The 23,613-nt window shown below is 61.0% G+C and carries 28 protein-coding genes, 1 pseudogene and 1 riboswitch; of the genes and pseudogenes, 17 read left to right on the top strand and 12 right to left on the bottom strand.

Annotated features, from left to right (window positions below; translation table 11 throughout):
* Positions 1-22 precede the first annotated feature (22 nt).
* From USG84_RS02475 to puuE, 3 genes and pseudogenes are all read left to right on the top strand, one after another.
* Positions 23-739 (top strand): GntR family transcriptional regulator, encoded by a 717-nt coding sequence (locus USG84_RS02475; protein ID WP_253541469.1) that lies wholly within the window; start codon positions 23-25, stop codon positions 737-739.
* Positions 739-1,614, top strand: a pseudogene (gene hpxA / locus USG84_RS02480) (allantoin racemase). The gene USG84_RS02475 and the pseudogene hpxA overlap by 1 nt, the downstream one beginning before the upstream one ends.
* On the top strand, positions 1,532-2,431 hold the full coding sequence (gene puuE, locus USG84_RS02485; RefSeq protein WP_320738234.1) for an allantoinase PuuE: 900 nt from the start codon (positions 1,532-1,534) through the stop codon (positions 2,429-2,431). The pseudogene hpxA and the gene puuE overlap by 83 nt, the downstream one beginning before the upstream one ends.
* A 42-nt stretch (positions 2,432-2,473) precedes the next feature.
* Here the strand turns inward: puuE and hpxZ are convergent, their stop codons facing one another.
* The 4 genes from hpxZ to hpxW are packed head-to-tail and all read right to left on the bottom strand — an operon-like array spanning position 2,474 to position 6,033.
* A complete protein-coding gene (gene hpxZ, locus USG84_RS02490) occupies positions 2,474-2,860 on the bottom strand; it encodes an oxalurate catabolism protein HpxZ (protein WP_151412854.1) in 387 nt (128 codons plus the stop codon).
* Positions 2,857-4,254, bottom strand: coding sequence for an AtzE family amidohydrolase (locus USG84_RS02495; RefSeq protein WP_253541471.1), 1,398 nt, complete (start codon positions 4,252-4,254; stop codon positions 2,857-2,859). Before USG84_RS02495 ends, hpxZ begins: the two co-directional genes overlap by 4 nt.
* Positions 4,251-4,439 (bottom strand): oxalurate catabolism protein HpxX, encoded by a 189-nt coding sequence (hpxX, locus tag USG84_RS02500; RefSeq protein ID WP_151412855.1) that lies wholly within the window; start codon positions 4,437-4,439, stop codon positions 4,251-4,253. Before hpxX ends, USG84_RS02495 begins: the two co-directional genes overlap by 4 nt.
* A 10-nt stretch (positions 4,440-4,449) precedes the next feature.
* A complete protein-coding gene (gene hpxW / locus USG84_RS02505) occupies positions 4,450-6,033 on the bottom strand; it encodes an oxamate amidohydrolase (protein ID WP_253541473.1) in 1,584 nt (527 codons plus the stop codon).
* A 144-nt stretch (positions 6,034-6,177) separates the two neighbouring features.
* On the opposite strand from hpxW, the gene hpxU reads away from it, so the two are divergent.
* The 7 genes from hpxU (at position 6,178) to hpxK (ending at position 12,549) form a co-directional block, all read left to right on the top strand.
* Positions 6,178-7,017: a MurR/RpiR family transcriptional regulator HpxU gene (hpxU, locus tag USG84_RS02510; protein ID WP_151412857.1), complete on the top strand. Its 840-nt coding sequence runs from the start codon at positions 6,178-6,180 to the stop codon at positions 7,015-7,017.
* 191 nt (positions 7,018-7,208) lie between these two features.
* The gene (locus USG84_RS02515; protein WP_041910577.1) at positions 7,209-7,991 is read left to right on the top strand and encodes a transporter substrate-binding domain-containing protein; all 783 of its coding nucleotides are present in this window, start codon (positions 7,209-7,211) and stop codon (positions 7,989-7,991) included.
* Between the two features lie 4 nt (positions 7,992-7,995).
* On the top strand, positions 7,996-8,661 hold the full coding sequence (locus tag USG84_RS02520; RefSeq protein ID WP_061099687.1) for an amino acid ABC transporter permease: 666 nt from the start codon (positions 7,996-7,998) through the stop codon (positions 8,659-8,661).
* The gene (locus USG84_RS02525; protein WP_080328162.1) at positions 8,661-9,317 is read left to right on the top strand and encodes an amino acid ABC transporter permease; all 657 of its coding nucleotides are present in this window, start codon (positions 8,661-8,663) and stop codon (positions 9,315-9,317) included. Before USG84_RS02520 ends, USG84_RS02525 begins: the two co-directional genes overlap by 1 nt.
* On the top strand, positions 9,298-10,035 hold the full coding sequence (locus tag USG84_RS02530) for an amino acid ABC transporter ATP-binding protein (RefSeq protein WP_008499843.1): 738 nt from the start codon (positions 9,298-9,300) through the stop codon (positions 10,033-10,035). The genes USG84_RS02525 and USG84_RS02530 overlap by 20 nt, the downstream gene beginning before the upstream one ends.
* A 13-nt stretch (positions 10,036-10,048) precedes the next feature.
* Positions 10,049-11,290 (top strand): pyridoxal-phosphate-dependent aminotransferase family protein, encoded by a 1,242-nt coding sequence (locus USG84_RS02535; protein WP_253541475.1) that lies wholly within the window; start codon positions 10,049-10,051, stop codon positions 11,288-11,290.
* Positions 11,287-12,549 carry an allantoate amidohydrolase gene (hpxK, locus tag USG84_RS02540; RefSeq protein WP_320738149.1) on the top strand — a complete coding sequence of 421 codons (1,263 nt, stop codon included), beginning with the start codon at positions 11,287-11,289 and terminating at the stop codon, positions 12,547-12,549. Before USG84_RS02535 ends, hpxK begins: the two co-directional genes overlap by 4 nt.
* Here hpxK and USG84_RS02545 read toward each other — a convergent pair.
* Complete coding sequence (locus USG84_RS02545) at positions 12,515-13,516, bottom strand: magnesium transporter (RefSeq protein ID WP_151412858.1); 1,002 nt, start codon at positions 13,514-13,516, stop codon at positions 12,515-12,517. The two genes, hpxK and USG84_RS02545, sit on opposite strands and share 35 nt — an antisense overlap.
* Before the next feature lie 60 nt (positions 13,517-13,576).
* Positions 13,577-13,746, bottom strand: a riboswitch (M-box (ykoK) riboswitch).
* Positions 13,747-13,901: 155 nt separating this feature from the next.
* On the opposite strand from USG84_RS02545, the gene USG84_RS02550 reads away from it, so the two are divergent.
* Positions 13,902-14,405 carry a DedA family protein gene (locus tag USG84_RS02550; RefSeq protein WP_253541481.1) on the top strand — a complete coding sequence of 168 codons (504 nt, stop codon included), beginning with the start codon at positions 13,902-13,904 and terminating at the stop codon, positions 14,403-14,405.
* A 1-nt stretch (position 14,406) separates the two neighbouring features.
* Here the strand turns inward: USG84_RS02550 and USG84_RS02555 are convergent, their stop codons facing one another.
* A complete protein-coding gene (locus USG84_RS02555) occupies positions 14,407-15,156 on the bottom strand; it encodes an SDR family oxidoreductase (RefSeq protein ID WP_151412859.1) in 750 nt (249 codons plus the stop codon).
* A 100-nt stretch (positions 15,157-15,256) separates the two neighbouring features.
* Between USG84_RS02555 and USG84_RS02560 the strand changes: the two genes are divergently transcribed.
* Positions 15,257-15,616 (top strand): winged helix-turn-helix transcriptional regulator, encoded by a 360-nt coding sequence (locus tag USG84_RS02560; RefSeq protein WP_151412860.1) that lies wholly within the window; start codon positions 15,257-15,259, stop codon positions 15,614-15,616.
* 1 nt (position 15,617) lies between these two features.
* Here USG84_RS02560 and USG84_RS02565 read toward each other — a convergent pair whose 3' ends face one another.
* Positions 15,618-16,412, bottom strand: a complete 795-nt coding sequence (locus USG84_RS02565; protein ID WP_253541485.1) for an SDR family NAD(P)-dependent oxidoreductase — start codon at positions 16,410-16,412, stop codon at positions 15,618-15,620.
* A gap of 125 nt (positions 16,413-16,537) precedes the next feature.
* On the bottom strand, positions 16,538-16,981 hold the full coding sequence (locus USG84_RS02570; protein ID WP_028012647.1) for a winged helix-turn-helix transcriptional regulator: 444 nt from the start codon (positions 16,979-16,981) through the stop codon (positions 16,538-16,540).
* Positions 16,982-17,133: 152 nt separating this feature from the next.
* Here USG84_RS02570 and agp point away from each other — a divergent pair, with 152 nt between their 5' ends.
* On the top strand, positions 17,134-18,375 hold the full coding sequence (gene agp, locus USG84_RS02575) for a bifunctional glucose-1-phosphatase/inositol phosphatase (protein ID WP_253541488.1): 1,242 nt from the start codon (positions 17,134-17,136) through the stop codon (positions 18,373-18,375).
* A 33-nt stretch (positions 18,376-18,408) separates the two neighbouring features.
* Here the strand turns inward: agp and USG84_RS02580 are convergent, their stop codons facing one another.
* A complete protein-coding gene (locus USG84_RS02580) occupies positions 18,409-18,636 on the bottom strand; it encodes a YccJ family protein (RefSeq protein WP_151412861.1) in 228 nt (75 codons plus the stop codon).
* Between the two features lie 18 nt (positions 18,637-18,654).
* Positions 18,655-19,251 (bottom strand): NAD(P)H:quinone oxidoreductase, encoded by a 597-nt coding sequence (gene wrbA / locus USG84_RS02585; RefSeq protein ID WP_041910554.1) that lies wholly within the window; start codon positions 19,249-19,251, stop codon positions 18,655-18,657.
* 392 nt (positions 19,252-19,643) lie between these two features.
* Between wrbA and USG84_RS02590 the strand changes: the two genes are divergently transcribed.
* The 4 genes from USG84_RS02590 (at position 19,644) to USG84_RS02605 (ending at position 21,707) form a co-directional block, all read left to right on the top strand.
* Positions 19,644-19,814, top strand: coding sequence for a general stress protein (locus USG84_RS02590; protein ID WP_001273664.1), 171 nt, complete (start codon positions 19,644-19,646; stop codon positions 19,812-19,814).
* Between the two features lie 116 nt (positions 19,815-19,930).
* Positions 19,931-20,848 carry a DMT family transporter gene (locus USG84_RS02595; protein ID WP_151412862.1) on the top strand — a complete coding sequence of 306 codons (918 nt, stop codon included), beginning with the start codon at positions 19,931-19,933 and terminating at the stop codon, positions 20,846-20,848.
* 61 nt (positions 20,849-20,909) lie between these two features.
* Positions 20,910-21,179, top strand: coding sequence for a DUF1778 domain-containing protein (locus USG84_RS02600; protein WP_008499829.1), 270 nt, complete (start codon positions 20,910-20,912; stop codon positions 21,177-21,179).
* Positions 21,180-21,206: 27 nt separating this feature from the next.
* Complete coding sequence (locus USG84_RS02605; RefSeq protein WP_316330839.1) at positions 21,207-21,707, top strand: N-acetyltransferase; 501 nt, start codon at positions 21,207-21,209, stop codon at positions 21,705-21,707.
* A gap of 58 nt (positions 21,708-21,765) precedes the next feature.
* Here the strand turns inward: USG84_RS02605 and rutG are convergent, their stop codons facing one another.
* On the bottom strand, positions 21,766-23,088 hold the full coding sequence (gene rutG / locus USG84_RS02610) for a pyrimidine utilization transport protein G (RefSeq protein WP_266178329.1): 1,323 nt from the start codon (positions 23,086-23,088) through the stop codon (positions 21,766-21,768).
* Positions 23,089-23,109: 21 nt separating this feature from the next.
* Positions 23,110-23,604, bottom strand: coding sequence for an NADH-dependent FMN reductase RutF (rutF, locus tag USG84_RS02615; protein WP_151412864.1), 495 nt, complete (start codon positions 23,602-23,604; stop codon positions 23,110-23,112).
* Between the last annotated feature and the right edge of the window lie 9 nt (positions 23,605-23,613).

Genomic DNA, 23,613 nt, shown 5'->3' on the forward strand with positions numbered 1-23,613 from the left:
AAGGTAAAAGATGGAGTGGTAAATGAACATCGTAAACGCCCTGCAGACCGCGCCAGACCTGCATGACAAAGACGAATCGATCTTTCAGGCGCTGATGACCGCGATTGTCGAACATCAGCTGCTGCCGGGAAGCAAATTGCCGGAAGAGGCGCTGGCCGAGGTGTTTGGCGTGAGCCGCACGGGCATTCGCAAGGTGCTTCAACGACTCGCCGCTGTGCAAATGGTCACCTTAACGCCCAAGCGTGGTGCACACGTTGCCAGCCCGACGGTCGAAGAGGCGCGGCACATCTTCCGCACCCGCGCCCTGCTGGAGGTCGCCAACCTGCCGGACGTGCTGGCCCGCTGCCAGCCGCCGCACCTTGCCGCGCTGGAGGCCATTAATCGTCAGGAGCAGCAGGCGCACGAGGCGTACGACGGCCCGGCGGCGATCCGACATTCCGCCAATTTCCACATTCAGCTGCAGGCCATCTCCGGCAATCAGGTGCTGACGGAGATGGTGACAGGCCTGAGCCAGCGCTCCTCGCTGGTGATTGCCACCTGGGGCGCGCCGTGGCGTCAGGGCTGCCGCTGCAACGACCACGAACAGCTGGTGGATCTGCTGCGTCAGAAGGCGCTGCAGCCGCTGAGCGATGCCCTAATGCACCATTTTGAACATATCGTCGCCAGCCTATGCTTCGAGCGGGCGGGCGAGTGCCTGCCTGATTTTGCCCGGCTGTTTGCCGGCCACAAGGAGTCGTAATGTCATCTGTCTGTATACAAGTCATTAACCCCAACACCAGCCTCGCGATGACGGAAACCATCGGCGCGGCGGCCCGCGCGGTGGCGGCGCCGGGCACGGAGATCCTCGCGGTCTGCCCCAGCGCTGGCGTGCCGTCTATCGAGGGCCACTTTGATGAAGCCATCGCCGCCGTGGGGGTTCTCGAACAGGTCAGGCTCGGCAGAGAGCAGGGCGTGCACGGTCACGTCATCGCCTGCTTTGGCGATCCGGGCCTGCTGGCGGCGCGCGAGCTGGCGCAGGGGCCGGTAGTCGGCATTGCGGAAGCCGCCATGCATATGGCGACGCTGGTGGCGACGCGCTTTTCGGTGGTCACCACGCTGCCGCGCACGCTGATTATTGCCCGCCATCTGCTGCACCAGTATGGCTTTCAGGACAAGTGCGCGGCGCTGCACGCCATCGATCTCCCGGTGCTGGCGCTGGAAGACGGCAGCGGTCTGGCGCAGGAGAAGGTGCGCGCGCGCTGTATACAGGCGCTGAAGGAGGACGGCTGCGGCGCCATCGTGCTGGGCTGCGGCGGCATGGCGACCCTTGCGCACGAGCTGACCCGCGAGCTGCGCGTGCCGGTTATCGACGGCGTCAGCGCGGCGGTGAAGATGGTGGAGTCGCTGGTGGCGCTGGGGCTCTCGACCAGCAAGCACGGGGATCTGGCCTTCCCGGAGAAAAAAGCGTTAAGCGGATATTTTCAGGCACTGAATCCATTTTAATTTTTTGGGGGTGGCAATGGGGCTTTTTGAACAGGATTACCCGCGGGATCTGCGCGGCTACGCGGGCAACCCGCCGCACGCGCGGTGGCCGAATCAGGCGCGCGTCGCCGTGCAGTTTGTGCTCAATTATGAGGAAGGTGCGGAAAACCACGTTCTGCACGGCGATGCCGGATCCGAGCAGTTCCTGTCGGACATCATCGGTGCGGCCAGCTACCCGGACAAACACATGTCGATGGACTCCCTCTACGAATACGGCAGCCGCGCCGGGTTCTGGCGGATCCACAATGAATTTCAAAAGCGCGGCCTGCCGCTGACGGTCTTTGGCGTGGCGATGGCGCTGGCGCGTCACCCGGAGATCGTTGAGGCGATCAGGGCGGCGGATTACGACGTGGTCAGCCACGGCTGGCGCTGGATCCACTACCAGAACATGGGCATCAGCCAGGAGCGCGAACACCTGCATAAGGCGGTGCACGTGCTGACCGACCTGTTCGGCAAGCTGCCAACGGGCTGGTACACCGGGCGCGACAGCCCCAATACCCGACAGCTGGTGGTGGAGCACGGCGGCTTCGACTACGACAGCGACTACTACGGCGACGACCTGCCCTTCTGGACGGAAGTGGCCTGCGGCGACGGCACCCGCAAACCGCACCTGATCGTGCCCTATACGCTGGATGCGAACGACATGCGCTTCGCGACCGCGCAGGGGTTTAACACCGCCGAGCAGTTTTATACGTATCTCAAGGACAGCTTTGACGTGCTGTACGAGGAGGGGGAAAGCGCGCCGAAGATGATGTCCATCGGCATGCACTGCCGCCTGCTGGGGCGGCCGGGGCGTTTTCGCGCGCTGCAGCGGTTCCTTGACTACGTGCAGCAGCACGAGCGGGTGTGGGTCTGTACCCGCCAGCAGATTGCCGACCACTGGCGGGAGGTGCATCCGTTTCAGAAGTAAGTGTGCGGTGTTTTGCCGGGTGGCGGCTGCGCCTTACCCGGCCTACGCCATCAAACTCACCTGCGCCGCCACGATCCGCCACCCAAACGCAAACCGCACCCACGTCTGCTGCTGGCGGCCAATGCGTTCCGTGCCCTCCCGGGTAAACTCGGTGCTGCATACGGCATAATCCTCCCCGAATGTGGTAATCACGGTGTGGCGCAGCGTCCGCTGCAATCCGGCAGACGGGCGGGCCGCGCGAAAGGCGCGGATTTCATCGATCCCGTACAGGTTTTCACCCGCCCCCAGACGCACCGTGTTTTTGTCGTGCCAGAACAGCTCGTCCAGCACGGCAATGTTGTTGCTCACCAGCGCGTCTTCGTAGCGATAAAACGCGGTGGTCACCTCGGCAACCACCCACGGCAGGTTAATGTCATCGTGATTTATCATGCTGCAACCTCCGCCGGACGGGCATCGGTGATGCCGCTCTCTTCCAGCACGCGCGCGACGCGCAGGCAGGCCTGCTCGTTAAACGGCGCGGCAATCAGCTGCAGGCCAATCGGCGCGCCATGAGCGGTGCGCAGCGGGACGGTGGTCACGGGCAGGCCCAAAAATGAAATCGGCTGGGTCAGCATCCCCATGCTGGCGCGGATGGGGAGCGGCTGACCGTTAATCTCCATGATTTGTTCGCCGATCCGCGTGGCGCTGCGCGGCGTCGCGGGGGCGATCAGCACGTCGGCCTGGGCAAACAGCGCGTGAAACGCCTGCCGGGCGTGCGCGCGGAACCGCTGGGCCTGAATATACCAGGCGGAGGGGATCATCGCGCCTGCCAGCAGGCGTTCACGGGAGTGCGGCTCAAAGCGCTCGGGCTCGCGGCGAAGCGCGGGCAGGTACTGATTTCCCCCTTCGGAGGCGCTGATGATAAACGCCGCGGAGCGCGCCAGCTCGGCGTCCGGGAACTGTAATTCATCCTGCACGTCGAGCACCTTCGCCACCCGCGCCACGGCGTCTCTGGCGTCCGCATCGCACCAGGTGGTGAAGTAGCCGCCGAGCACCGCGCAGCGCAGGCCGTCAAGGCCGCGATCGAGCAGGGGGCGCGTCTGCTCGCGCGAGCTCTCTGCCTGAAAACCGTCGCTGCCGTCCCGGCCCTGCAGCGCGTCGTACGCGGACGCCAGGTCGCACACCCTGCGGGCAAAGGGGCCGATATGATCCAGGCTCGCGACAAACGGATGGCTGCCGGATCGCGACAGGCGGCCGAAGGTGGGCTTCAGGCCATAGATGCCGCACAGGGAGGACGGAACGCGAATCGACCCGTTGGTGTCGGTGCCAAGCGAAAAGTGCACCAGCCCGGCGGCCACGGCGGCGGCTGAACCGCCGGAGGAGCCGCCCGCAATGCGCGTCAGGTCGTGCGGGTTACGCGTCGCGCCGTAGTGGCTGTTCTCGGTGGTAAAGCCGTAGGCGTAGGCGTCCATATTCACCATCCCGGACAGCAGCCCGCCCGCGCTGCGCAGCTGGCGCACCGCGAAGCTGTCAGCAGCCGCGGCGGGGCGCTGGCTGAACAGCTCTGCGCCCGCGAGGGTGGTATGTCCGGCAACGTCGAACAGGTTTTTCACCGCGTAGGGCACGCCCGCCAGCGGCGGCAGGGGGCGCTTTTCGCGGCGCAGGGTGTCGATGTTCTCGGCCTCGGCGAGCATGCGTGCTTCCGTCACGGTGGTCCAGGCGTTGATCTGCGGATTAACGCGCCCGATCGCCTCCAGCGTCTGGCGGGCAATCTCATGGGCGCTCAGCTCGCCCGCGCTCAGCGCCTGTTGAATGTCGCTGATACTCATCTCGTGTAGCGTCATGCTTTATACACTCCTGCGATCTCCAGACGGTCGTCGAGCGGCAGCGCCATCAGCGGGGCGGCCATGCCGGCAATGCGGCTGAATTGTAATTGCAGCTCGGCGCGGCGGGCATCGTCCAGCGTCACGCCGAGCACGGACTCCATTTGCGCCAGGTACGCTGGCCAGTCGGGGTGTTGTGTCGTCATTATTTTCTCCTCAGAATCCGGCGGCCGCGCCGTTGCTGCGCGGGTCAAACGCCCCTTCAAACAGCCCGTTGGGGTGGCGGACAATCGCGCCCGCGTGGCCCATCGCTTCGCTAAAGTTAGGGAACATTTCCACCTCGTGCCCCCGCCCGCGAAGCTGAGCGACCGTCTCAGCGCTAAAGCGTCCTTCCAGTTTTAAGGTGTCCGAGGTTTGTCCCCAGGTGCGCCCCAGCAGCCAGCGCGGGCGGGAAATGCTTTCCTGCAACGGCACGCCCTGAACCACGTAGCGGGTAAAGAGCGTGGCCTGGGTTTGCGGCTGTCCGTCGCCGCCCATCGATCCGTAGACCATCACGCGCCCGTCCTTAAGACGCGCCGCCGCCGGGTTCAGAGTATGGAAAGGCTGTTTGCCCGGCGCGAGGGCCAGCAGATGAGCGGGGTCGAGGCTGAACGACGCCCCCCGGTTCTGCCAGACGATGCCGGTATCGGGCAGCACCACGCCGCTGCCGAACTCGTGATAAATGCTCTGGATAAACGACACGGCAAGCCCGCTGTTATCCATCACCCCCATCCACACCGTATCGCCGGGCCCTTTTCCGGTGCCCCACGGCGCGGCGCGGCCGTCGTCAACCCTGTCGGCAAGCGCCTGCAGGGCGGCGGGATCCAGCAGACCCTGAATATCGGTTTTCAGCTCGCGCGGGTCGGTGATGTGGGCATCGCGCAGGCCAAAGGCCAGCTTGGTGGCTTCAACGATGCGGTGAATGGTGTCCGCGTCGTTGGCCTCCGCCATATTCAGGCGGTCGGTGATGCCGAGTATCGCCAGCGAGACCAGCCCCTGCGTCGGCGGGGCGTGGTTAAAGATCTCACCCTGCTGATGCTGCAGCTTCAGCGGCGCGGTGCGCCGGGCAACGTGCGCGTTAAGATCGGCCAGCGTCACGGGCAGGCCCAGCGTCTCCATGCCGTGCGCCAGCACGTCCGCCAGCGGGCCGCGATAAAAGCTGTCCAGACCGTCCTCTACCAGGCGCGTCAGGGTTGTGGCCATGGCGGGCTGATAAAAGCGGCTCCCGACCTGCGGCGGCCTGCCGTCCACCAGCCAGGTTTCCGCGAAGCCGGGGATGGCCTTTAGTTCGTCGAATTTACTGGCCGTGGCATGGGCCTGTGAGGCCGTGACCGGCGTGCCGTTCTGCGCATAGTCGATGGCGTCGCCCAGCAGGCGGGCCAGCGGCAGCGACTTGCCGGTCATCTCGCGCGAGACCTTCAGCGCCTCGTCCCAGCCGCTCACCGTGCCGGCAACGGTCAGCGCCGCCTGCGGTCCGCGGTGGGGAATGTGCGTGAGCCCGTCGTAGGCGGCAAGCGTTGCCCGCGAACCCGCCGCGCCGCTGGCGTCAATGGCGATGGGGTCGCCTTCCGGCGGCACGATAAGCCAGAAGCCATCGCCGCCCAGCCCGTTCATGTGCGGGTAAACCACCGCGATGGTGGCCGCCGCCGCGACCATTGCTTCAATCGCGCTGCCGCCTTCGCGCAGCACCGCCAGCGCGCTCTGGCTGGCAAGGTGGTGGGGCGCAACGGCCATGCCGTGCGTGGAGACATTGCTTTGCATGAGAAGTCCTCGTAACCCTGAAAGTTACAAGGCGCTGCAAAAGCTGTTCCAGTTCTGAGAGAAAAGTTTCAGTAAACTGGCACGTATAATGAATACGTATTAAAGAATGGCATAATGTGATGAAACAAAAGTTACAGAGGCGCTATGGAACAACTGGATGAACGTCTGAAAGCACAGTACCCGTCGCTGTCGCCGCAGGAGCAGCGGGTGGCGGACTTTATATTCGACCATTTTGACGACCTGATCGGCTACAACAGCGCCGAGCTGGCGCAGCTGAGCGGGGTGTCGAAAGCCACGGTGAGCCGCCTGTTTAAGCGTCTGGGCTATGAGAAATATAAAGATATGCGCGACGAGCTGCGCACCCTGCGCCAGAGCGGGATGCCGCTCACCGATAACCGCGATGCGGTGCAGGGCAATACGCTGCTGGCGCGCCACTACAAGCAGGAGATGGCGAACCTGACCCAGTGGGTCAATGCCCTCGACGCGCAGCAGTTTGCCGACGCCATGGCCTGCATGGTGAAGGCGCGGCGCATCGTTATTATCGGCATGCGTAACGCCTATCCGGCGGCGCTGCACCTGCGCCAGCAGCTGCTGCAGGCGCGCGGTCAGGTGCTGGTCCTGCCGCAGCCGGGGCAGAGCCTGAGCGAGGAGCTGGTGGACTTAACGCCGGACGATCTGGTGGTGATGATGGCCTTTCGCCGCCGCCCGCGCATCATCCGCCCGCTGATGCAGCAGCTTCAGAGTAGCGGTGTTCCGGTGCTGCTGATGTGCGAGCCGCAGGCCCACAGCCTGTTTCCGCTGGCGAGCTGGCAGCTTTGCGCCCCGCTGGACAGCGTCTCCGCCTACGACAGCTACTCCTCGGTCAACAGCCTGATTAACCTTCTGGCAAACGCCTTTCTGCATGAAATTCTCGATAAAGGCCGTCCGCGCATTCACGAGATTGCCTCCCTTTACCAGCAGTTGGACGAGCTGGAACAACGATAATGGGGCATCAGGCTGGTGCTTTGCATTAAAATGGTGCAGTAGACGGGTCGGGAAAACGCAGGTTTTTTCGACACGTCCTCGTTTTATCAGGCTTTACAAGAATATTCCCCGCTTCGCCTTACCTGGCACATTAGTTGCAAAATCACATTCAAAGAATCTTTTGTTTCATGTTAACGTTACGGGGAAGCACCATGAAAAAACTGTTAATTGCACTGGCCGGGGCCGCCTGTCTCTTCACTCAGCTGCCGGCAAAGGCTGACCAGCTTCAGGATATCGAGAAGCGTGGCACCATCCGCATTGCCGTACCGCAGGACTTTCCGCCGTTTGGCTCGGTGGGGACCGATCTGCAGCCGCAGGGCTACGACATCGATATGGCGCGCTATCTGGCGAAACAGATGAAGCTCAAGCTGCAGCTGGTGCCGGTGACCAGCGCCAACCGCGTACCGTACCTGCAAACCGATAAGGTGGATCTGGTCATTTCCAGCCTCGGTAAAAACCCGGAGCGCGAGAAGGTAATCGACTTCAGCCGCGCCTACGCGCCGTTCTTCCTCGGCGTGTTTGGCCCGAAAGGGGCCGAGCTGAAGGACGCCGCCGCGCTGAGCGGGAAAACCATCGGCGTGACGCGCGGGGCGGTGGAGGACATGGTGCTGACCGGCCTGGCGCCAAAAGACGCCAACGTGAAACGTTACGAAGACAACAACACCACGCTCTCCGCCTACCTCTCCGGCCAGGTGCAGTACGTGGCGACCGGCAACCTCGTGGTGGCGGCCATTTCGCGCCAGAACGCGGACAAAGCTCCCGTGCCGAGCTTTATGCTGAAAGATTCGCCGTGCTTCATTGGGCTGAAGAAAAACGAACCGGCCCTGAAGGCAAAAGTGGATGCGCTGATTGAGCAGGGCATCAAGGACGGCACGCTGAACGGCCTGTCCGAGCAATGGCTGAAGGCCCCGCTGCCGGCAAACCTTGGCGCCTGAGCCGATGACGGAGCAACTTGATTTTTCAGCCCTCTGGCCGCACTGGCCGGAGCTGCTGGCGGGGCTGTGGGTCACCATTCAGCTGACGGTGATGGCGACCGTTGGCGGGCTGGCAATCGGGATTTTCGGCGCGGCGATCCGCAGCGGACGCGCCACCTGGTTCAGCCGGATCTGGGGCGCGTACGTGGAAATCATCCGCAACACGCCGTTTGTGGTGCAGCTGTTTTTCATCGTCTTCGGCCTGCCGAATCTGGGATTGAAGATGACGGCGGGGGAAGCGGCGCTGCTGGCAATGGTGGTGAACCTGGGCGCGTACAGCACCGAGATAATCCGCGCGGGCATTCAGGTCACGCCGAAAGGGCAGTGGGAGGCCGGGCGCGTATTAGGGCTGACTCGTTTGCAGACGTTTATTCGCGTGGTGCTGCCGCCCGCGCTGCAGCGCATTTATCCGGCGCTGGTGAGCCAGTGCATCATCGTGATGCTCGGCTCGTCGGTGGTGTCGCAGGTCTCGTATGAAGAGCTGACCTTCGCCGCCAACCTGATCCAGTCCAGAACGTTTTTGAGCTTTGAGGTCTATCTGGTGACAACCGGGATTTACTTAGCGCTGTCGATTACCCTGCGCCAGCTGATGATGGCGGCAGGACGCAAATGGCTGGGGGTGCAGGCATGATGACCACCTTTACCGACTGGGACATTATTCGCAACCTGCTGCTGGCCGGGCGCTGGACGGTGCTGCTGTCGCTGGTGGCGTTTGTCGGCGGGGCGGCGGTAACGCTGCCGCTCCTGCTGCTGCGCCTGACGGGCGGGCGCACGGTGAAGCGCATCATCCGCGGCTATATTGAGCTGTTTCAGGGCACCCCGCTGCTGATGCAGCTGTTCCTGGCCTTCTTCGGCGTGGCGCTGTTCGGCATCGACGTCTCGCCGTGGACCGCCGCCTCGCTGGCGCTGACGTTTTACACCAGCGCGTTTCTGCTCGATATCTGGTACGGCAGCATTCGCGCCCTGCCAAAAGGGCAGTGGGAAGCCTCGCGCTGCCTGGGGCTGACCTTCGGCCAGACCCTGTTTCGCGTCGTCGCCCCGCAGGCGCTGCGCATCGGCATCGCCCCGACGGTCGGCTTTGCCGTGCAGGTGATCAAGGGCACCGCGCTGGCGTCGATTATCGGCTTCATCGAGCTGACCAAGGCCGGGACCATGCTGACCAACGTGACCTATCAGCCGTTTAAGGTCTTTGCGCTGGTGGCGCTCGGCTACTTTATTCTGTGTTATCCGCTGTCGCGCTACAGCCGCTATCTGGAGACCAAATTCAATGCCTCTCATCACCATTAATCAGGTGCAGAAGTACTACGGCGATAACCACGTGCTCAAGGGCGTCGATCTGGATATCGACATGGGCCAGGTGATCTCCATTATCGGGCGCAGCGGTTCGGGCAAAAGCACGCTGCTGCGCTGCATCAACGGGCTGGAAGGGTACCAGGACGGCAGCATCAAGCTGGGCGGCATGACCATTACCGACCGGGACTCTCAGGCGCGCGAAATCAGCCGCTCGGTCGGGATGGTGTTCCAGAGCTTCAACCTGTTCCCGCACATGACGGCGCTGGAGAACGTGATGCTCGCCCCGCGTCGGGTGCTGAAGAAAAGCGCCGCCGAATGCCGAGAGCTGGCGCAGCGCATGCTGGAGAAAGTGGGGCTTGGCGATCGTCTGGATTACTACCCGTCGAGCCTCTCCGGCGGCCAGCAGCAGCGCGTGGCGATTGCCCGCGCGCTGGCGATGTCGCCTAAGGTTTTACTTTGCGACGAGATCACCTCCGCGCTCGACCCGGAGCTGGTGGGCGAAGTGCTCAAGGTGCTGGAGCAGCTGGCGGCGGAGGGGATGACCCTGATCCTCGTGACCCATGAAATGAATTTTGCCCGCGAAGTGGGCGACCGCGTGGTGTTTATGCACCAGGGGAAAGTCTGGGAGCAGGGCGACAGCAAAACGCTGTTCGCCAACCCGCAGACCACGGAACTGAAGCAGTTCATCTCCTCCGTGCGCGGCCTCAACTGATAAGGACTGACAAATGGATATCGCACGCTTTCCGCAAATTAACCCGCCCCAGCGCCTGCTGATGGGGCCGGGGCCGATCAACGCCGACCCGCGCGTGCTGCGCGCCATGTCGAGCCAGCTGATCGGCCAGTACGATCCGGCCATGACCCACTACATGAACGAGGTGATGGCGCTCTACCGCGGGGTGTTCCGCACCGAGAACCGCTGGACGATGCTGGTGGACGGCACCTCCCGCGCGGGGATTGAAGCCATTCTGGTCTCCGCCATCCGCCCCGGAGACAAAGTGCTGGTGCCGGTCTTTGGCCGCTTTGGACACCTGCTGTGCGAAATTGCCCGTCGCTGCCGTGCGGAGGTGCATACCATCGAGGTGCCGTGGGGCGAGGTGTTCACCCCGGACCAGGTCGAGGACGCGATTAAGCGTATTCGTCCGCGCCTGCTGCTGACCGTGCAGGGCGACACCTCCACTACCATGCTGCAGCCGCTCGCCGAGCTCGGGGCCATCTGCCGCCGCTACGACGTGCTGTTCTACACCGACGCCACCGCGTCGCTCGGGGGTAACGCGCTGGAGACCGACGCCTGGGGGCTGGATGCCGTCTCGGCCGGAATGCAGAAGTGCCTCGGCGGCCCGTCGGGCACCTCGCCGATCACACTCAGCGCGCGCATGGAGGAGGCGATCCGCCGCCGTAAATGCGTTGAGGAGGGCATACGCACCGACGCCCACCGCGACGGCGACGAGGAGATGATCTACTCCAACTATTTCGATCTCGGCATGGTGATGGACTACTGGGGGCCGGAGCGCCTCAACCACCATACCGAAGCCACCACCGCGCTGTTTGGCGCCCGCGAGTGCGCGCGGCTGATCCTGCAGGAAGGGCTGGATAACGGCATCGCGCGTCATAAGCTGCACGGCGATGCGCTGCTGAAGGGCATTCAGGCGATGGGGCTGGAGACCTTCGGCGACCTGAAGCACAAGATGAACAACGTGCTGGGCGTGGTTATTCCGCAGGGCATCAACGGCGACCAGGTGCGTAAGCTGATGCTGGAGGATTTCGGGATTGAAATTGGCACCTCGTTTGGCCCGCTGCACGGCAAGGTGTGGCGCATCGGCACCATGGGCTATAACGCGCGTAAGGACTGCGTGATGACCACCCTGAGCGCGCTGGAGTCGGTGCTGAACTACCTGAAATTCACCACCACGCAGGGTGCGGCGATGCAGGCCGCGTGGGACCACTATCGCCGCGAGACGCCGCAATGAGCCCGGCGGCAGAACGGGTGATGGCCCGCGCCGACGCGCTGGCCGCCATCAGCGAAACCCCGGATGCGCTGACCCGGGTCTACCTCTCCACGCAGCATCTGCAGGCCAACCAGCTGGTGGGGCAGTGGATGAGCCAGGCGGGAATGACCGTCTGGCAGGACAGCGTGGGCAATATCTGCGGCCGCTATGAGGGGGCGCAGGAAGGGGCGCAGGCGATACTGCTCGGATCACATCTGGATACCGTGCGCAACGCGGGACGCTACGACGGCATGCTCGGGGTGCTCGCGGCCATTGAAGTGGTGGACAGCCTGCACCAGCAGGGCGTGCATCTGGCACAGGCCATCGAGATTGTCGGCTTTTGCGATGAAGAGGGCACCCGCTTCGGCATTACGCTGTTGGGCAGCCGGGGGCTGACGGGCACCTGGCCGCAGGGCTGGCTGGAAAAAGCCGACGCCAGCGGCATCAGCGTGGCGCAGGCGATGACTCAGGCGGGGCTCGATCCCGCCCGCGTGTCGCATGCCGCGCGCCGTCAGGAAGATTTCAGCGCCTATCTGGAGCTGCATATTGAGCAGGGGCCGTGCCTTGAGCAGGAGGCGCTCGCGCTTGGCGTGGTGGAGGCCATCAACGGCGCCCGTCGCCTGAACTGCCGCTTCACCGGCGAGGCCGGGCACGCGGGAACCGTGCCGATGCATCACCGCAGGGACGCGCTGGCCGCCGCCGCCGAGTGGATGGTTATCATTGAAAACGCGACCCGACAGCAGGGCGGCAACCTGGTGGCGACGGTTGGTGAGCTGCGCTGCCTGCCGGGGGCGGTGAACGTGATCCCCGGCGAGGTTCAGCTCTCGCTCGATATTCGCGGCCCGCAGGATGCACCGCTGGACAGGTTGCTCAACGATCTGCTGGAACATGCCCGGGCGATCGCATCGCGCCGCGGGCTGGCGTTTAGCGCCGAGGAGTTTTACCGCATTGCCGCCACGCCGTGCGATCTCCACCTGCAGAACGTGCTGGGGGAGGCCGTCAAATCGGTACAGGGGCGCTCGCTGTCGCTGCCCAGCGGCGCGGGCCACGATGCGATTGCCATCGCGGAACGCTGGCCGGTGGGCATGCTGTTCGTGCGCTGCAGGGGCGGTGTCAGCCACCACCCGGCGGAATCGGTGATGGCTGAGGATGTCGCGCTGGCGATTGAGGCGTTTTCGCGTGCGGTGATTCAGCTGGCGGAACGCGCTAATCCAGCCCCAGCGTATACTGCGCGATCTTGAAGTAGATAATCAGCCCGGTACCGTCGATAAGCGTCGCGATAAACGGCGCGGAGACGACCGCCGGGTCGATGCCGCAGCGCTTGAGCACCATCGGGATCACTGACGACACAATCGCGCTCCAGAGCGTAATGCACACCAGCGTCAGGCTGACGATAAGCGTGATTTCCAGCCCGATACCCATCATCCAGGCGCGGATGCACCCGGCAATACCGAGCGTGACGGCAATCATCAGCGAGGTGGTCATCTCTTTGCGCAGCACGCGGCCCACGTCGCGCAGATGCACTTCACCCAGCGCCATGGCGCGCACCAGCGTGGAGGTGATCTGCGTTCCGCTGTTCCCGCCCGTACCGATCAGCAGCGGAATAAAGAACGCCAGCGCGATGGCGGACTCCAGCGCCTCTTCAAAGTGCTGGATAACCGAGCTGGTGTAGGCTTCCGCGACAAACAGCAGCAGCAGCCAGACGGAGCGTTTCTTCCACAGGCTGAAGGCGCTGGTTTCCAGATAGGGCTTCTCCAGCGGCAGCGTCGCCCCCTGGAGCTGAGCGTCTTCGGTGACGTCATCTTCCAGCAGATGGGCAATTTCGCGCTCGGTCAGGCAGCCGACGAGCTTGCCGTGGGTCACCACCGGCACGACGTCCGACTCGCCGTGGGCCAAAAGCCCGGCGACATCAGCGCGTTCATCTTCCGGTTTGACCTGCAAAAACTGAGAAATCATCAGGCTTTTAATTGGCTGCACGGTATCCGTGACCTGCAATAATTTGCGCACCGCAATCATGCCCGCCAGGCGTCCATGGTCTTCAATAAAAATATGCGACGGAATATCATCGTCTTTTAATTTTTCGAAGAATTGCTCGCGCGCCAGCGCCACGCATAATGAAACGTCGAGGACGATAAAATCGGTATTCATATATTGCGCGACCGCGCTGTCGTTGAATGCCAGGTTCTGGTTGTGAATAGCGTAAGACATAGTGAATTCCCTTTGAATAATAATATCTCTCAGGGGCGAGCAAGACAGGGCATGTCGAAGAGGAGATCCCCACGTCCTGGGTTCAGCACTGTACACCGTATCCCGCAAGGGAAGTTATACTGACAAAGCCTTGATTCGACAGTGCCTGTTTTACCCTGTGCCGGTTCTCTCGAACCCACCAGAGCGATAACGTGTATTTGTACAGGAGCCTCGCCATAACGAGATCGTTGTAAAACGTGAGGAATAATACGCCTGTTTAAATTTATCGCTCAGGAAATTAAATAATGTTTAAGAAAGGTTTAGGTAAATCTTAATAATAAAATGTTGAGGGTTTATTTAAGGTTATTCCTTTTAAATGGAGGATTAATTAACGGGGGGAAGGAAAATGGCGTGGTTTGATAATCTGCTGAATCATTTTGCGCATTATCCCGCACATCTGTTCGCGCTGTTATTCGTGATGGCGCTGAGCAAGTCCACGGTGCTGATCTCCTCCGTGCTGCCGCCCGCCTCGGTGATGCTGCTGGCGGGCATCGGCGTCAGCCAGGGGAGCATGCATCCCGCGCTGGCGTGGCTCGCCGTGGTGCTGGGGGCAACGACCGGTTCGGCGTTGAATTACCATATCGGCCAGCTGATGGGGCACACCCGGCTGGTCGCGCGCTTTACGTCGAAGCATGCCGCTACGTTTTTACGGGTTCAGCATCAGCTGCAAAAGAACGGCGTCTTCGTACTGTTTACGTCGCGCTTTCTGGCGGTGTTGCGCTATGTCGTGCCGCTGGCAGCGGGGATGCTCAGGCTGAACGCCGTCAAAGTTTACGCCGTCAGCCTGCTTTCCGCCTGCGCGTGGGCGGCGCTGTATGTCGGCGCGGTCACCGGCATCAGCGCCTTTTGAGTTACAGACTCCCCATTCCGCCGTCCACCAGCAGCTCTGTTCCTACCGTGTAGCTCGACTCGTCTGACGCCAGATAGAGCGCCGCTTTCGCCAGCTCCGTTGTCGAGCCCATCCTGCCGAGCGGCACCAGCTTGATGATGTCCGCCATCATCGCGTTAAGCGTCTCTTCGCTTAAGCCTGTTTTCGTAAACGCCGGGGTTTCCACCGGGCCGGGGCTCAGGCCGTTGACGCGGATCCCGCGCGGCAGCAGCTCCGCCGACAGCGTGCGCGCCAGCGACAGCAGGGCGGCCTTGCTCGCGGCATAGACGCTGCTGGTGGGCAGGCCGATGCGGGCGCTCACGGAGCCGCAGAGGATCACCGACGACGGGTTATTCAGCAGCGGCAGCAGCGCCTGAATTAAAAAGAACGGTCCCTTCAGGTTGATCCCCATCAGACGATCCCAGGCCTCTTCCTGCCACGCTTCCAGCGGCGCGTGCGTCACGTCGCCTGCGTTGAGAAACACCGCGTCCAGGCGTGGCCATCGGGCGGCGAGGGTTTCCGCCAGCGCGCGTTGCGCTGTGATATCTCCCGCATCGGTTGGGATCACCCAGGCCTTATCGCCCAGAATGCGCTCTGCTTCGGCGAGGGTGTCCGGGTTGCGTCCGGTCACGGCGACGCGCGCGCCTTCGGCGATAAACGCCTGTGCGGTGGCAAGACCAATGCCGCTGGTGCCGCCGGTAATCAGCGTGTATTTATCTGTTAAACGACCCATGTTCTTCTCCTGAAAAGTCACTGGAGAAAGCACTATAGAAACGTTAGTATCGAAAGGAAACCAGGTACCAAATGGATACTAAAGAGGCAAGAGGTGTGCTATGGCGGAAATGCTGACTGAGTGCTGTGAAAAAAAATCTGAGGTCTATACCTGCCCGATGACGCAGTTTGTGAACCTGATTTCCGGCAAATGGGCAATCCCGATCCTCTATCGTCTGATTGTGATCAACACCCCCGTCCGCTTCGGCGATCTGCTGCGGGCGGCTGCCCCCATCACCCAGAAAGAGCTGACGAAGCAGCTGCGCCTGTTTGAGCAGCGCGGGCTGGTGACGCGGACGGTCTACCCGGAGATCCCGCCGCGCGTGGAGTATCAGATAACCGGGCTGGGGTTAACCCTGCAGGACGCACTCTCGCCGCTGGCCGCCTGGATGAGCCAGTACGGCGACCAGCTCGAGCGTTAAGCTATTGCTTCACGTAGCGCGGTGCCGGAATACCGGTGCGCGCGCTGTTAAACAGCTCAAGGCGCGCCGCTTCGTAGCGAGTCCACAAGGTGGCGTCATGCATCGGCGGAATAGTGATCTGTTCGCCTTGATCCAGACCCGCCAGTGACGCATCGACCATATCGTCGGTGGTCATCACCGACCCTTCCGGCAAATCGTTCACCGTAACCCCTGAATGGCTCCAGATCTCCGTCGCGGTGGCGGCGGGCAGCACCACCTGAATGCGCACGCTGCTGTCGGCAAATTCTTCCTGCAGCCCGCGGGTAAAGCTCAGCACCCAGGCTTTGGTGGCGCTGTACAACGCGCTGCCCGCACGGACATGGAGCGATAGCACCGAGGCGATATTGATCAGCGTCCCGCGATTGTTCTTCGCCAGGCGGGGCAGGATGGCGTAGGTCAGCCGCATCAGCGCCGTGGTGTTGAGGGTGTTGATAACCTGATGCTGCGCCACGTCGCCCGCGAGGAACGGGGCCATCTGCGCGGTGCCCGCGTTGTTTACCAGCGTATCGATGGCGGTATTGCGGCGCAGTTCCTCTTCCACGGCGCGGATCCCGGCTTCATCGCTGAGATCGGCCACCAGAATATCGACGGCCACGCCATAGCGCGCGCGCAGGTCGGCGGCGAGGGCTTTCAGGCGATCCTCGCGGCGGGCGACCAGGACCAGGCTAGCGCCGCGCGCGGCCAGGCGATCGGCATAGACGGCACCGATCCCGGAAGAGGCGCCCGTGATCAGGGCGGTGGTGATTTGCTTAGTCATCGTGTGTTACCTCAAGGCAAAGTGGGTTATTTGGTTTCAATATGAAACTGAATTAACTCTCTGCTATTTGGTTTTATAATGCAACCATTTTACTGAGCATTTTGTGCTTTTGCCGTTGGGAACGATCAGGAGGGGAGTTTAGCCACGATCTCTTCAGGCGTCAGCTCGCGCCCATCGTCGGCGATAAGGGCCAATTTACGCAGCGGCTTGCGCTGTTCGCTATCGACGAGAACGGTGCCGCATTCGTTTTCCGCAAACAAAAATTCATTGCCCCACTGGGAGAGGGCGACCAGCACCGTCTGGAGCGCGCGTCCCTTGTCGGTCAGAACGTATTCCTGCCAGGCGCTGCCGTCGGAGGCGGGCTGAAGCCGGAGGATGCCTTCGTCGACCAGCAGCTTCAGCCGCGAGGTGAGCATGTTTTTCGCGATACCGAGGCTTTTCTGAAACTCGCCGAAGCGTTTAATCCCGCGCAGCGCGTCGCGAACGATCAGCAGCGACCACCAGTCGCCGATGATATCCAGCGAACGGGCGACGGGGCAGGTGCTCTCTTCAAGGCGGGTACGTTTCACGGTAAGGTCTCCGGTGGGGTGTGGTTTTATTATAAAACTAATTAGCGCCCACCGTAAGCACGTTAATCATCAGTTTGAGAAATGCTTCCCGAAAAAACTGTCACGAATCTGTCACACTCAGCGGAACATTAAAAAAGCGTGAGGAACGAGGGATGAGAAAAGCACTACTCGCAGTGGCCGTGGCAGGTACCCTTTCAATGACCTTTGGCGCACAGGCGCAGGAGACGCCGGAAGGCTATCAGCTGCAGCAGGTGTTAATCATGAGCCGTCACAACCTGCGCGCGCCGCTCGCCAACAACGGCAGCGTGCTGGAGCAGTCCACGCCGAAGCAGTGGCCGGAGTGGGACGTGCCGGGCGGTCAGCTCACCACCAAGGGCGGCGTGCTGGAAGTCTATATGGGCCATTACATGCGCGAGTGGCTGGCAGAGCAGGGGATGGTGAAGACGGGAGAGTGTCCAGCGGCGGATAGCGTTTATGCTTACGCCAACAGCCTGCAGCGTACCGTCGCCACCGCGCAGTTCTTCATTACCGGCGCGTTCCCGGGGTGCGACGTTCCCGTGCACCATCAGGAAAAAATGGGCACCATGGATCCGACCTTTAATCCGGTGATTACCGATAACTCGCCGGAATTCCGCGAAAAAGCGCTGAAGGCAATGGAGACCGAGCGGCAGAAAATGCAGCTTGGCGAAAGCTATAAGCTGCTGGAGCAGATGACGAATTACGCCGATTCCCCGTCCTGCAAAGAGAAAAAAGTCTGCTCCCTGGCGGACGTGAAAGATACCTTCAGCGCCGACTATGAAAAAGAGCCTGGCGTATCCGGCCCGCTGAAGGTGGGTAACTCGCTGGTGGACGCGTTTACGCTGCAGTATTACGAAGGCTTCCCGGCCGACCAGGTGGCCTGGGGTGAAATCAAGACCGATCAGCAGTGGCGCGTGCTGTCGAAGCTGAAGAACGGCTATCAGGACTCGCTGTTTACCTCCACCGAGGTGGCGCAGAACGTGGCGAAGCCGCTGGTCAAATATATCGATAAAACCCTGGTCACCGAACAGGCGAAAGCGCCGAAGATCACCCTGCTGGTAGGGCACGATTCGAACATCGCTTCACTGCTCACCGCGCTGGACTTTAAGCCGTATCAGCTGCACGACCAGCAGGAACGAACCCCGATTGGCGGCAAAATTGTCTTCCAGCGCTGGCACGACAAAAACGGCAATCAGGAGCTGATGAAAATTGAGTATGTCTACCAGAGCGCGGAGCAGCTGCGCAACGCCAGCGTGCTGTCATTGCAGTCGCCCGCGCAGCGCGTGACGCTGGAGCTGAAGGGCTGTCCGGCGGACGCGAACGGCTTCTGTCCGGTTGAAAAATTCAATGCGGTGATGAATAACGCGGCGAAGTAAAAGAGAACCCCCCGCTGCGGCGGGGGGAAACGCTTAGACGTTTTTACGTTCGATGGTTTGCTCGCCCCAGAAGAGCGAGTCTTTGTCCGTTTTTTCGAAGGCGCGAATCAGAACTTCATCGTTGCCTTCTTCCCAAATCTGCTCGGCCAGCTTTTCATCGTACTTCGCGACTTCAAAGATGGCTTCGGCAATCTCCGGAGAGGTGTTGCGTAAACTTGCCCATTCGCCCACGTGGTGAGCTTTGGATTCCTGTGTTGGCATACTTTTCCTCCTGTTGGGTTAGCCGTTCAGTTTTTTAGCGAGACCCGCAACGTATTCACCCTGATAGCGGGCGATAGAGAGTTCTTCATTGCTTGGCTGACGTGAGCCATCTCCACCGGCAATGGTGGTTGCGCCGTACGGCGTGCCGCCGCGCACCTGAGAAACGTCAAACAGCTCCTGCGCGCCGTAGCCAATTGGCACAATCACCATCCCATGATGAGCAAGGGTAGTCCAGGTTGAGGTAATCGTCTGCTCCTGCCCGCCGCCGGTGCCGGTAGAGCTGAATACGCTGGCGAGCTTGCCGTACAGCGCCCCGGATGCCCAGAGCCCGCCGGTTTGATCGAGGAAGGTACGCATCTGGCCTGACATATTGCCGAAGCGGGTCGGGGTGCCGAAGATAATGGCATCATACTCCGCCAGCTCCTGCGGGGTGGCGACCGGGGCATTTTGGGTTTTTCCCCCGGCTTTGGCGAACGCTTCCGCCTGCATGGTTTCCGGTACGCGTTTTACCACAACCTCAACGCCGTCCACTCTGTTTGCGCCTTCTGCTACCGCGTGAGCCATGGTTTCAATGTGTCCATACATGGAATAATAGAGCACCAGAACTTTTGCCATTTTGCATCACTCCTCGTTGGTTTTTTCTGACAGCGGATCGCTGCGTTCATTTAAAGATATGACATCACGGCCAGACTGCAAAAATGAACGGCATTTCTTTGATTTATAACAATATGGTTACAATAAGACTACTGTAGCAAAATGAAACAACTTTCTGGTCGCCAAATTTTAAAATGATAAGAAAGGTTTATAGATTTCCGTCGCGTTATCTGACCCGAAAGGCGGATATCATGTTGCAGAATATTACCCGTAGCTTGCCGGATAGCCTCAGTCCACTAAGCTTAGTTTCACGCGGCATAGATAAAGGCCCTGTCCTTTAGCCGCGAGGTGAAAGAATCCTCTTTTACTGAATGCAATATGATGTCTAATGTTTCACACTCTGGAGGTTAGAGATGGCAAACCATCGTGGTGGTTCAGGTAATTTCGCTGAAGACCGTGAAAGAGCATCAGAAGCAGGTCGTAAAGGTGGCCAGTCTAGCGGGGGTAACTTCAAGAATGACCCTCAGCGCGCATCAGAGGCTGGTAAAAAAGGGGGTAAAAATAGCCACGGCAGCAACAAGTAGTACGCCGGGTTGACTCCCTGCCGCCGGGTTTCCCGGCGGTTTTTTTATTTCTGCAACATTGAACTGTAACCAAAGGCAACGCACACTACAGAATTGATCTCACTTGCTGGTGTCGCATGTCCGTCTCACGCTTTAAATTCTCCATAAAACCGCAGGAAGCCATCCTGATTCTCATCACCATGTTCTGGGGCGGGACCTTTCTTGCCGTCCAGTACGCGGTAACCCTCAGCGATCCGTTCTTTTTTGTCGGCCTGCGCTTTGCGACGGCGGCGATAGCCGTGGGGCTGATCTCCCTTAAAACGCTGCGGGGTCTGACGCTGAAGGAGCTCAAGGCCGGCGTGGCGATTGGGATTGCGATAGCGATGGGGTACAGCCTGCAGACGTGGGGTTTGCAGACCATCTCCAGCAGCAAATCTGCATTTATTACCGCCATGTACGTACCGCTGGTTCCGCTATTGCAGTGGCTCTGTCTCGGCAGAATTCCGGGCCTGATGTCCTGCATTGGCATCGTGCTGGCGTTTATCGGCCTGATTTTATTAGCCGGGCCGGAAAATAACCTGCTGGCGCTGGGGCCGGGCGAGATCATTACCCTCGTAGGTGCCATTGCCATCGCGGCGGAAATTATTTTGATCAGCGCCTGGGCTGGGATAGTGGACGTCAAACGCGTGACGGTAGTGCAGCTCGCGACGGCGTCGCTGGTGGCGTTCGCGACGATGGTGCCCGCCGGGGAATCCGTGCCGCCGATGTCCACCGGGCTGGTGGTGGTCGCGCTGGGGCTCGGCATCTTCAGCGCCATTATCCAGGTGACCATGAACTGGGCGCAGCGCAGCGTATCGCCAACCCGCGCGACGGTGATTTATACCGGTGAACCGGTGTGGGCGGGTATTTTCGGACGACTCGCTGGCGAGCGTTTGCCGCTGCTGGCGCTGGTGGGCGCGGCGTTTATTGTCGCCGGGGTGCTGGTGAGCGAGCTAAAGCTCAGAAAGCGGCGGCGTGAAGCGAGTCATTTGACTGCTGAGAAAGGTTTAGATTGAAAAAAAGCGCAACGTTACTTAGGATGTGTACGGATTAAAACCGTACACGGTGATGTAAACCATGCCAGCACTTAAAAAACAGCGTATCGATCTTCGCTTAACGGACGAAGACAAAACAATGATTGAAGAAGCGGCGGCGATGACGAATCAAACGATCACCCAGTTTATGGTGAACAGTGCGTCAGAGCGTGCTGCAGAGGTCATCGAGCAGCACCGTCGTCTCGTGTTGAACGAAGCCTCATGGAATGCGGTGATGGATGCCATCGACAATCCACCAGAGCCAAATGAACGCCTCAAGCGAGCGGCAAAACGTCTTCGAAACATGGAGTGAAGCGTCTTGGCAAATCTCACGATTGAAATGTTTTCAGAGGGAACCGATTACGATTTCGGGGATTTTGATTGTGGTGAACCCTCGCTAAATGCCTTTCTGAGAGAACACCTGGTGCGCCAGCACAATGGGCGTATTCTACGAGCCTACCTGCTTAAAGAGCGCGACCATCCGCGCGTGCTGGGCTATTACACGCTATCGGGAAGTTGCTTTGAGAGAGCGATGCTTCCTTCTAAGACTCAGCAGCGACGGATCCCTTATAGCAACGTACCCAGCGTGACGCTGGGACGTCTGGCTATTCATAAAGAACTACAGGGAGACGAGTGGGGAATAACGCTTGTTGCACACGCTATGCGCGTGGTTTACCTGGCGTCGCAGGCTGTGGGCGTACACGGAATATTTGTTGATGCCCTTAGCGAGCAGGCTAAAAGATTTTATCTGAAGCTGGGTTTTATCCCGCTGGCAGGAGAAAACAGCCATTCTTTGTTCTTCCCGACAAAAGCTATCGAACGGCTGTTTGAGCAGGCGTGATCGCTCTTAAGGAGCATGCAGGTCGGGTAAGGCGTAGCCGTCACCCGACATATCGATTTCACGAATCCTGATGCACCACGGCGCCCTGCGGCGCGGCGGCCATCCGGCGGCTCAGCAGGGCGTTAAGCAGGATCGCGCCGAAGGTCGCCGTCCCAATTCCGCCAATCGTAAACCCGCCCAGCGTCAGGGCAAAATCGCCCGCGCCCAGCACCAGCGTGACGGCCACCATGATCAGGTTGCTGTTCTGGCTGAGGTCGACCCGATGCTGCACCCAGATGCGCGCTCCGGCCACGGCGATCAGCCCGAACACCACAATCGACGCGCCGCCGATGACCGGCGACGGAATGGTGTGGATCAGCGCGCCGAACTTCGGTGAGAAACCAAGAAGGATCGCCATGACCGCCGCCGCAACGAAGACCAGCGTCGAGTAGACTTTGGTCACCGCCATCACGCCGATGTTTTCCGCATAGGTGGTCACGCCGCTGCCGCCCACGGAGCCTGAGAGCATGGTTGCCAGCCCGTCGCCGACGAACGCGCGGCCCATGTACGGATCCATGCTGCGCCCGGTCATCCCCGCGACCGCCTTCAGGTGACCTAAGTTCTCTGCCACCAGGATCACCGCCACCGGGGCGATAAGCATCATCGCCTGCGTGTTAAAGGTGGGCGAGGTCACCTGCGGCAGACCAAACCAGGCGGCCTGGTGAAGCAGGGTAAAATCCACCGGCTTGCCCATGCCAAACACGTTCGCCAGCAGGGCGTAGATCAGACAGGCGACAATCAGCCCGACCAGGATCAGCAGCCGCTGGATCATCCCCCGCGTGAACACCGCCACCAGGCCGATGCACAGCACCGTGATCACCGCCATCCAGCTTTCAAACGGCGAAGCGGAGACGCTTTTTACTGCAATCGGCGCGAGGTTCAGGCCTATCGCCATCACCACGGCGCCCGTCACGACCGGGGGCATCATTCGCTCGATCCAGCGCGTGCCGATCTTCATCACCACCAGGCCAATCAGGGTATACACCAGCCCGCAGGCGATGATGCCCCCGAGGGCCACGCTCAGGTTGGGGTTGATCCCCTGACCGTTAAACCCGGTGGTGGCGATGACCACCCCGACAAAGGCGGCGCTGGAGCCGAGATAGCTGGGCACGCGCCCGCCGGTCACAAAAAAGAACAGCAGGGTGCCGATACCCGACATCAGAATAGACAGGTTGGGATCGAGCCCCATCAGCATCGGCATCAGCACCGTCGCGCCGAACATGGCGACCGCATGCTGGACGCCCATCACCATCGTCTGCCCGAGCGGGAGGCGTTCATCCGGCGCGACCACGCCTGCTTCTGTGGAGGTCGATTTCAACTGCCAGTGGGGAAATCCGAACATGGTCTGTCTCCTTAAAGCGCCTTAGCAGGCGGGTCGCATAAGCGCGTGGTAGCCGCGGTCAAACCACACCAGACCTTGCGGCGCGGGGTGGCGAATAATGGAAACGATGTCGCAAAACAGAATGTCGTGAGTACCGACGCTCACCACCTGGCTGATGCGGCAGTCAAACGAGGCCAGCGCATCCTCCAGACGCGGGCAGCCCGTATCGCCCGTCTGCCAGCGGGCGGCGGCAAAGCGTTCTTCCATCGGCGTTTTGCCGCCAAACAGATTGGATAAAAACTCCTGTCCGGCGCTCAGGGTATTCACGCACAGGGTGCGGTTCTCGCTGAACGTGGGCCAGACGGACGCACCGCGGTTCAGGCACACCAGCAGTGTGGGAGGGGAATCCGTGACGCTGCATACCGCGCTGGCGGTAAAGCCCGCCATCCCCGCCGGGCCGTCGGTGGTGATGATGTTGACCGCCGCGCCAACGCAGGCCATGGCGTCGCGAAAGGTTTGTTTATCCGGTGTCGTCATAATCGCTCC

Origin of the sequence: Enterobacter sp. 168J2, from assembly GCF_034107265.1 — a bacterium.
GTDB classification, from domain to species: domain Bacteria; phylum Pseudomonadota; class Gammaproteobacteria; order Enterobacterales; family Enterobacteriaceae; genus Enterobacter; species Enterobacter nematophilus.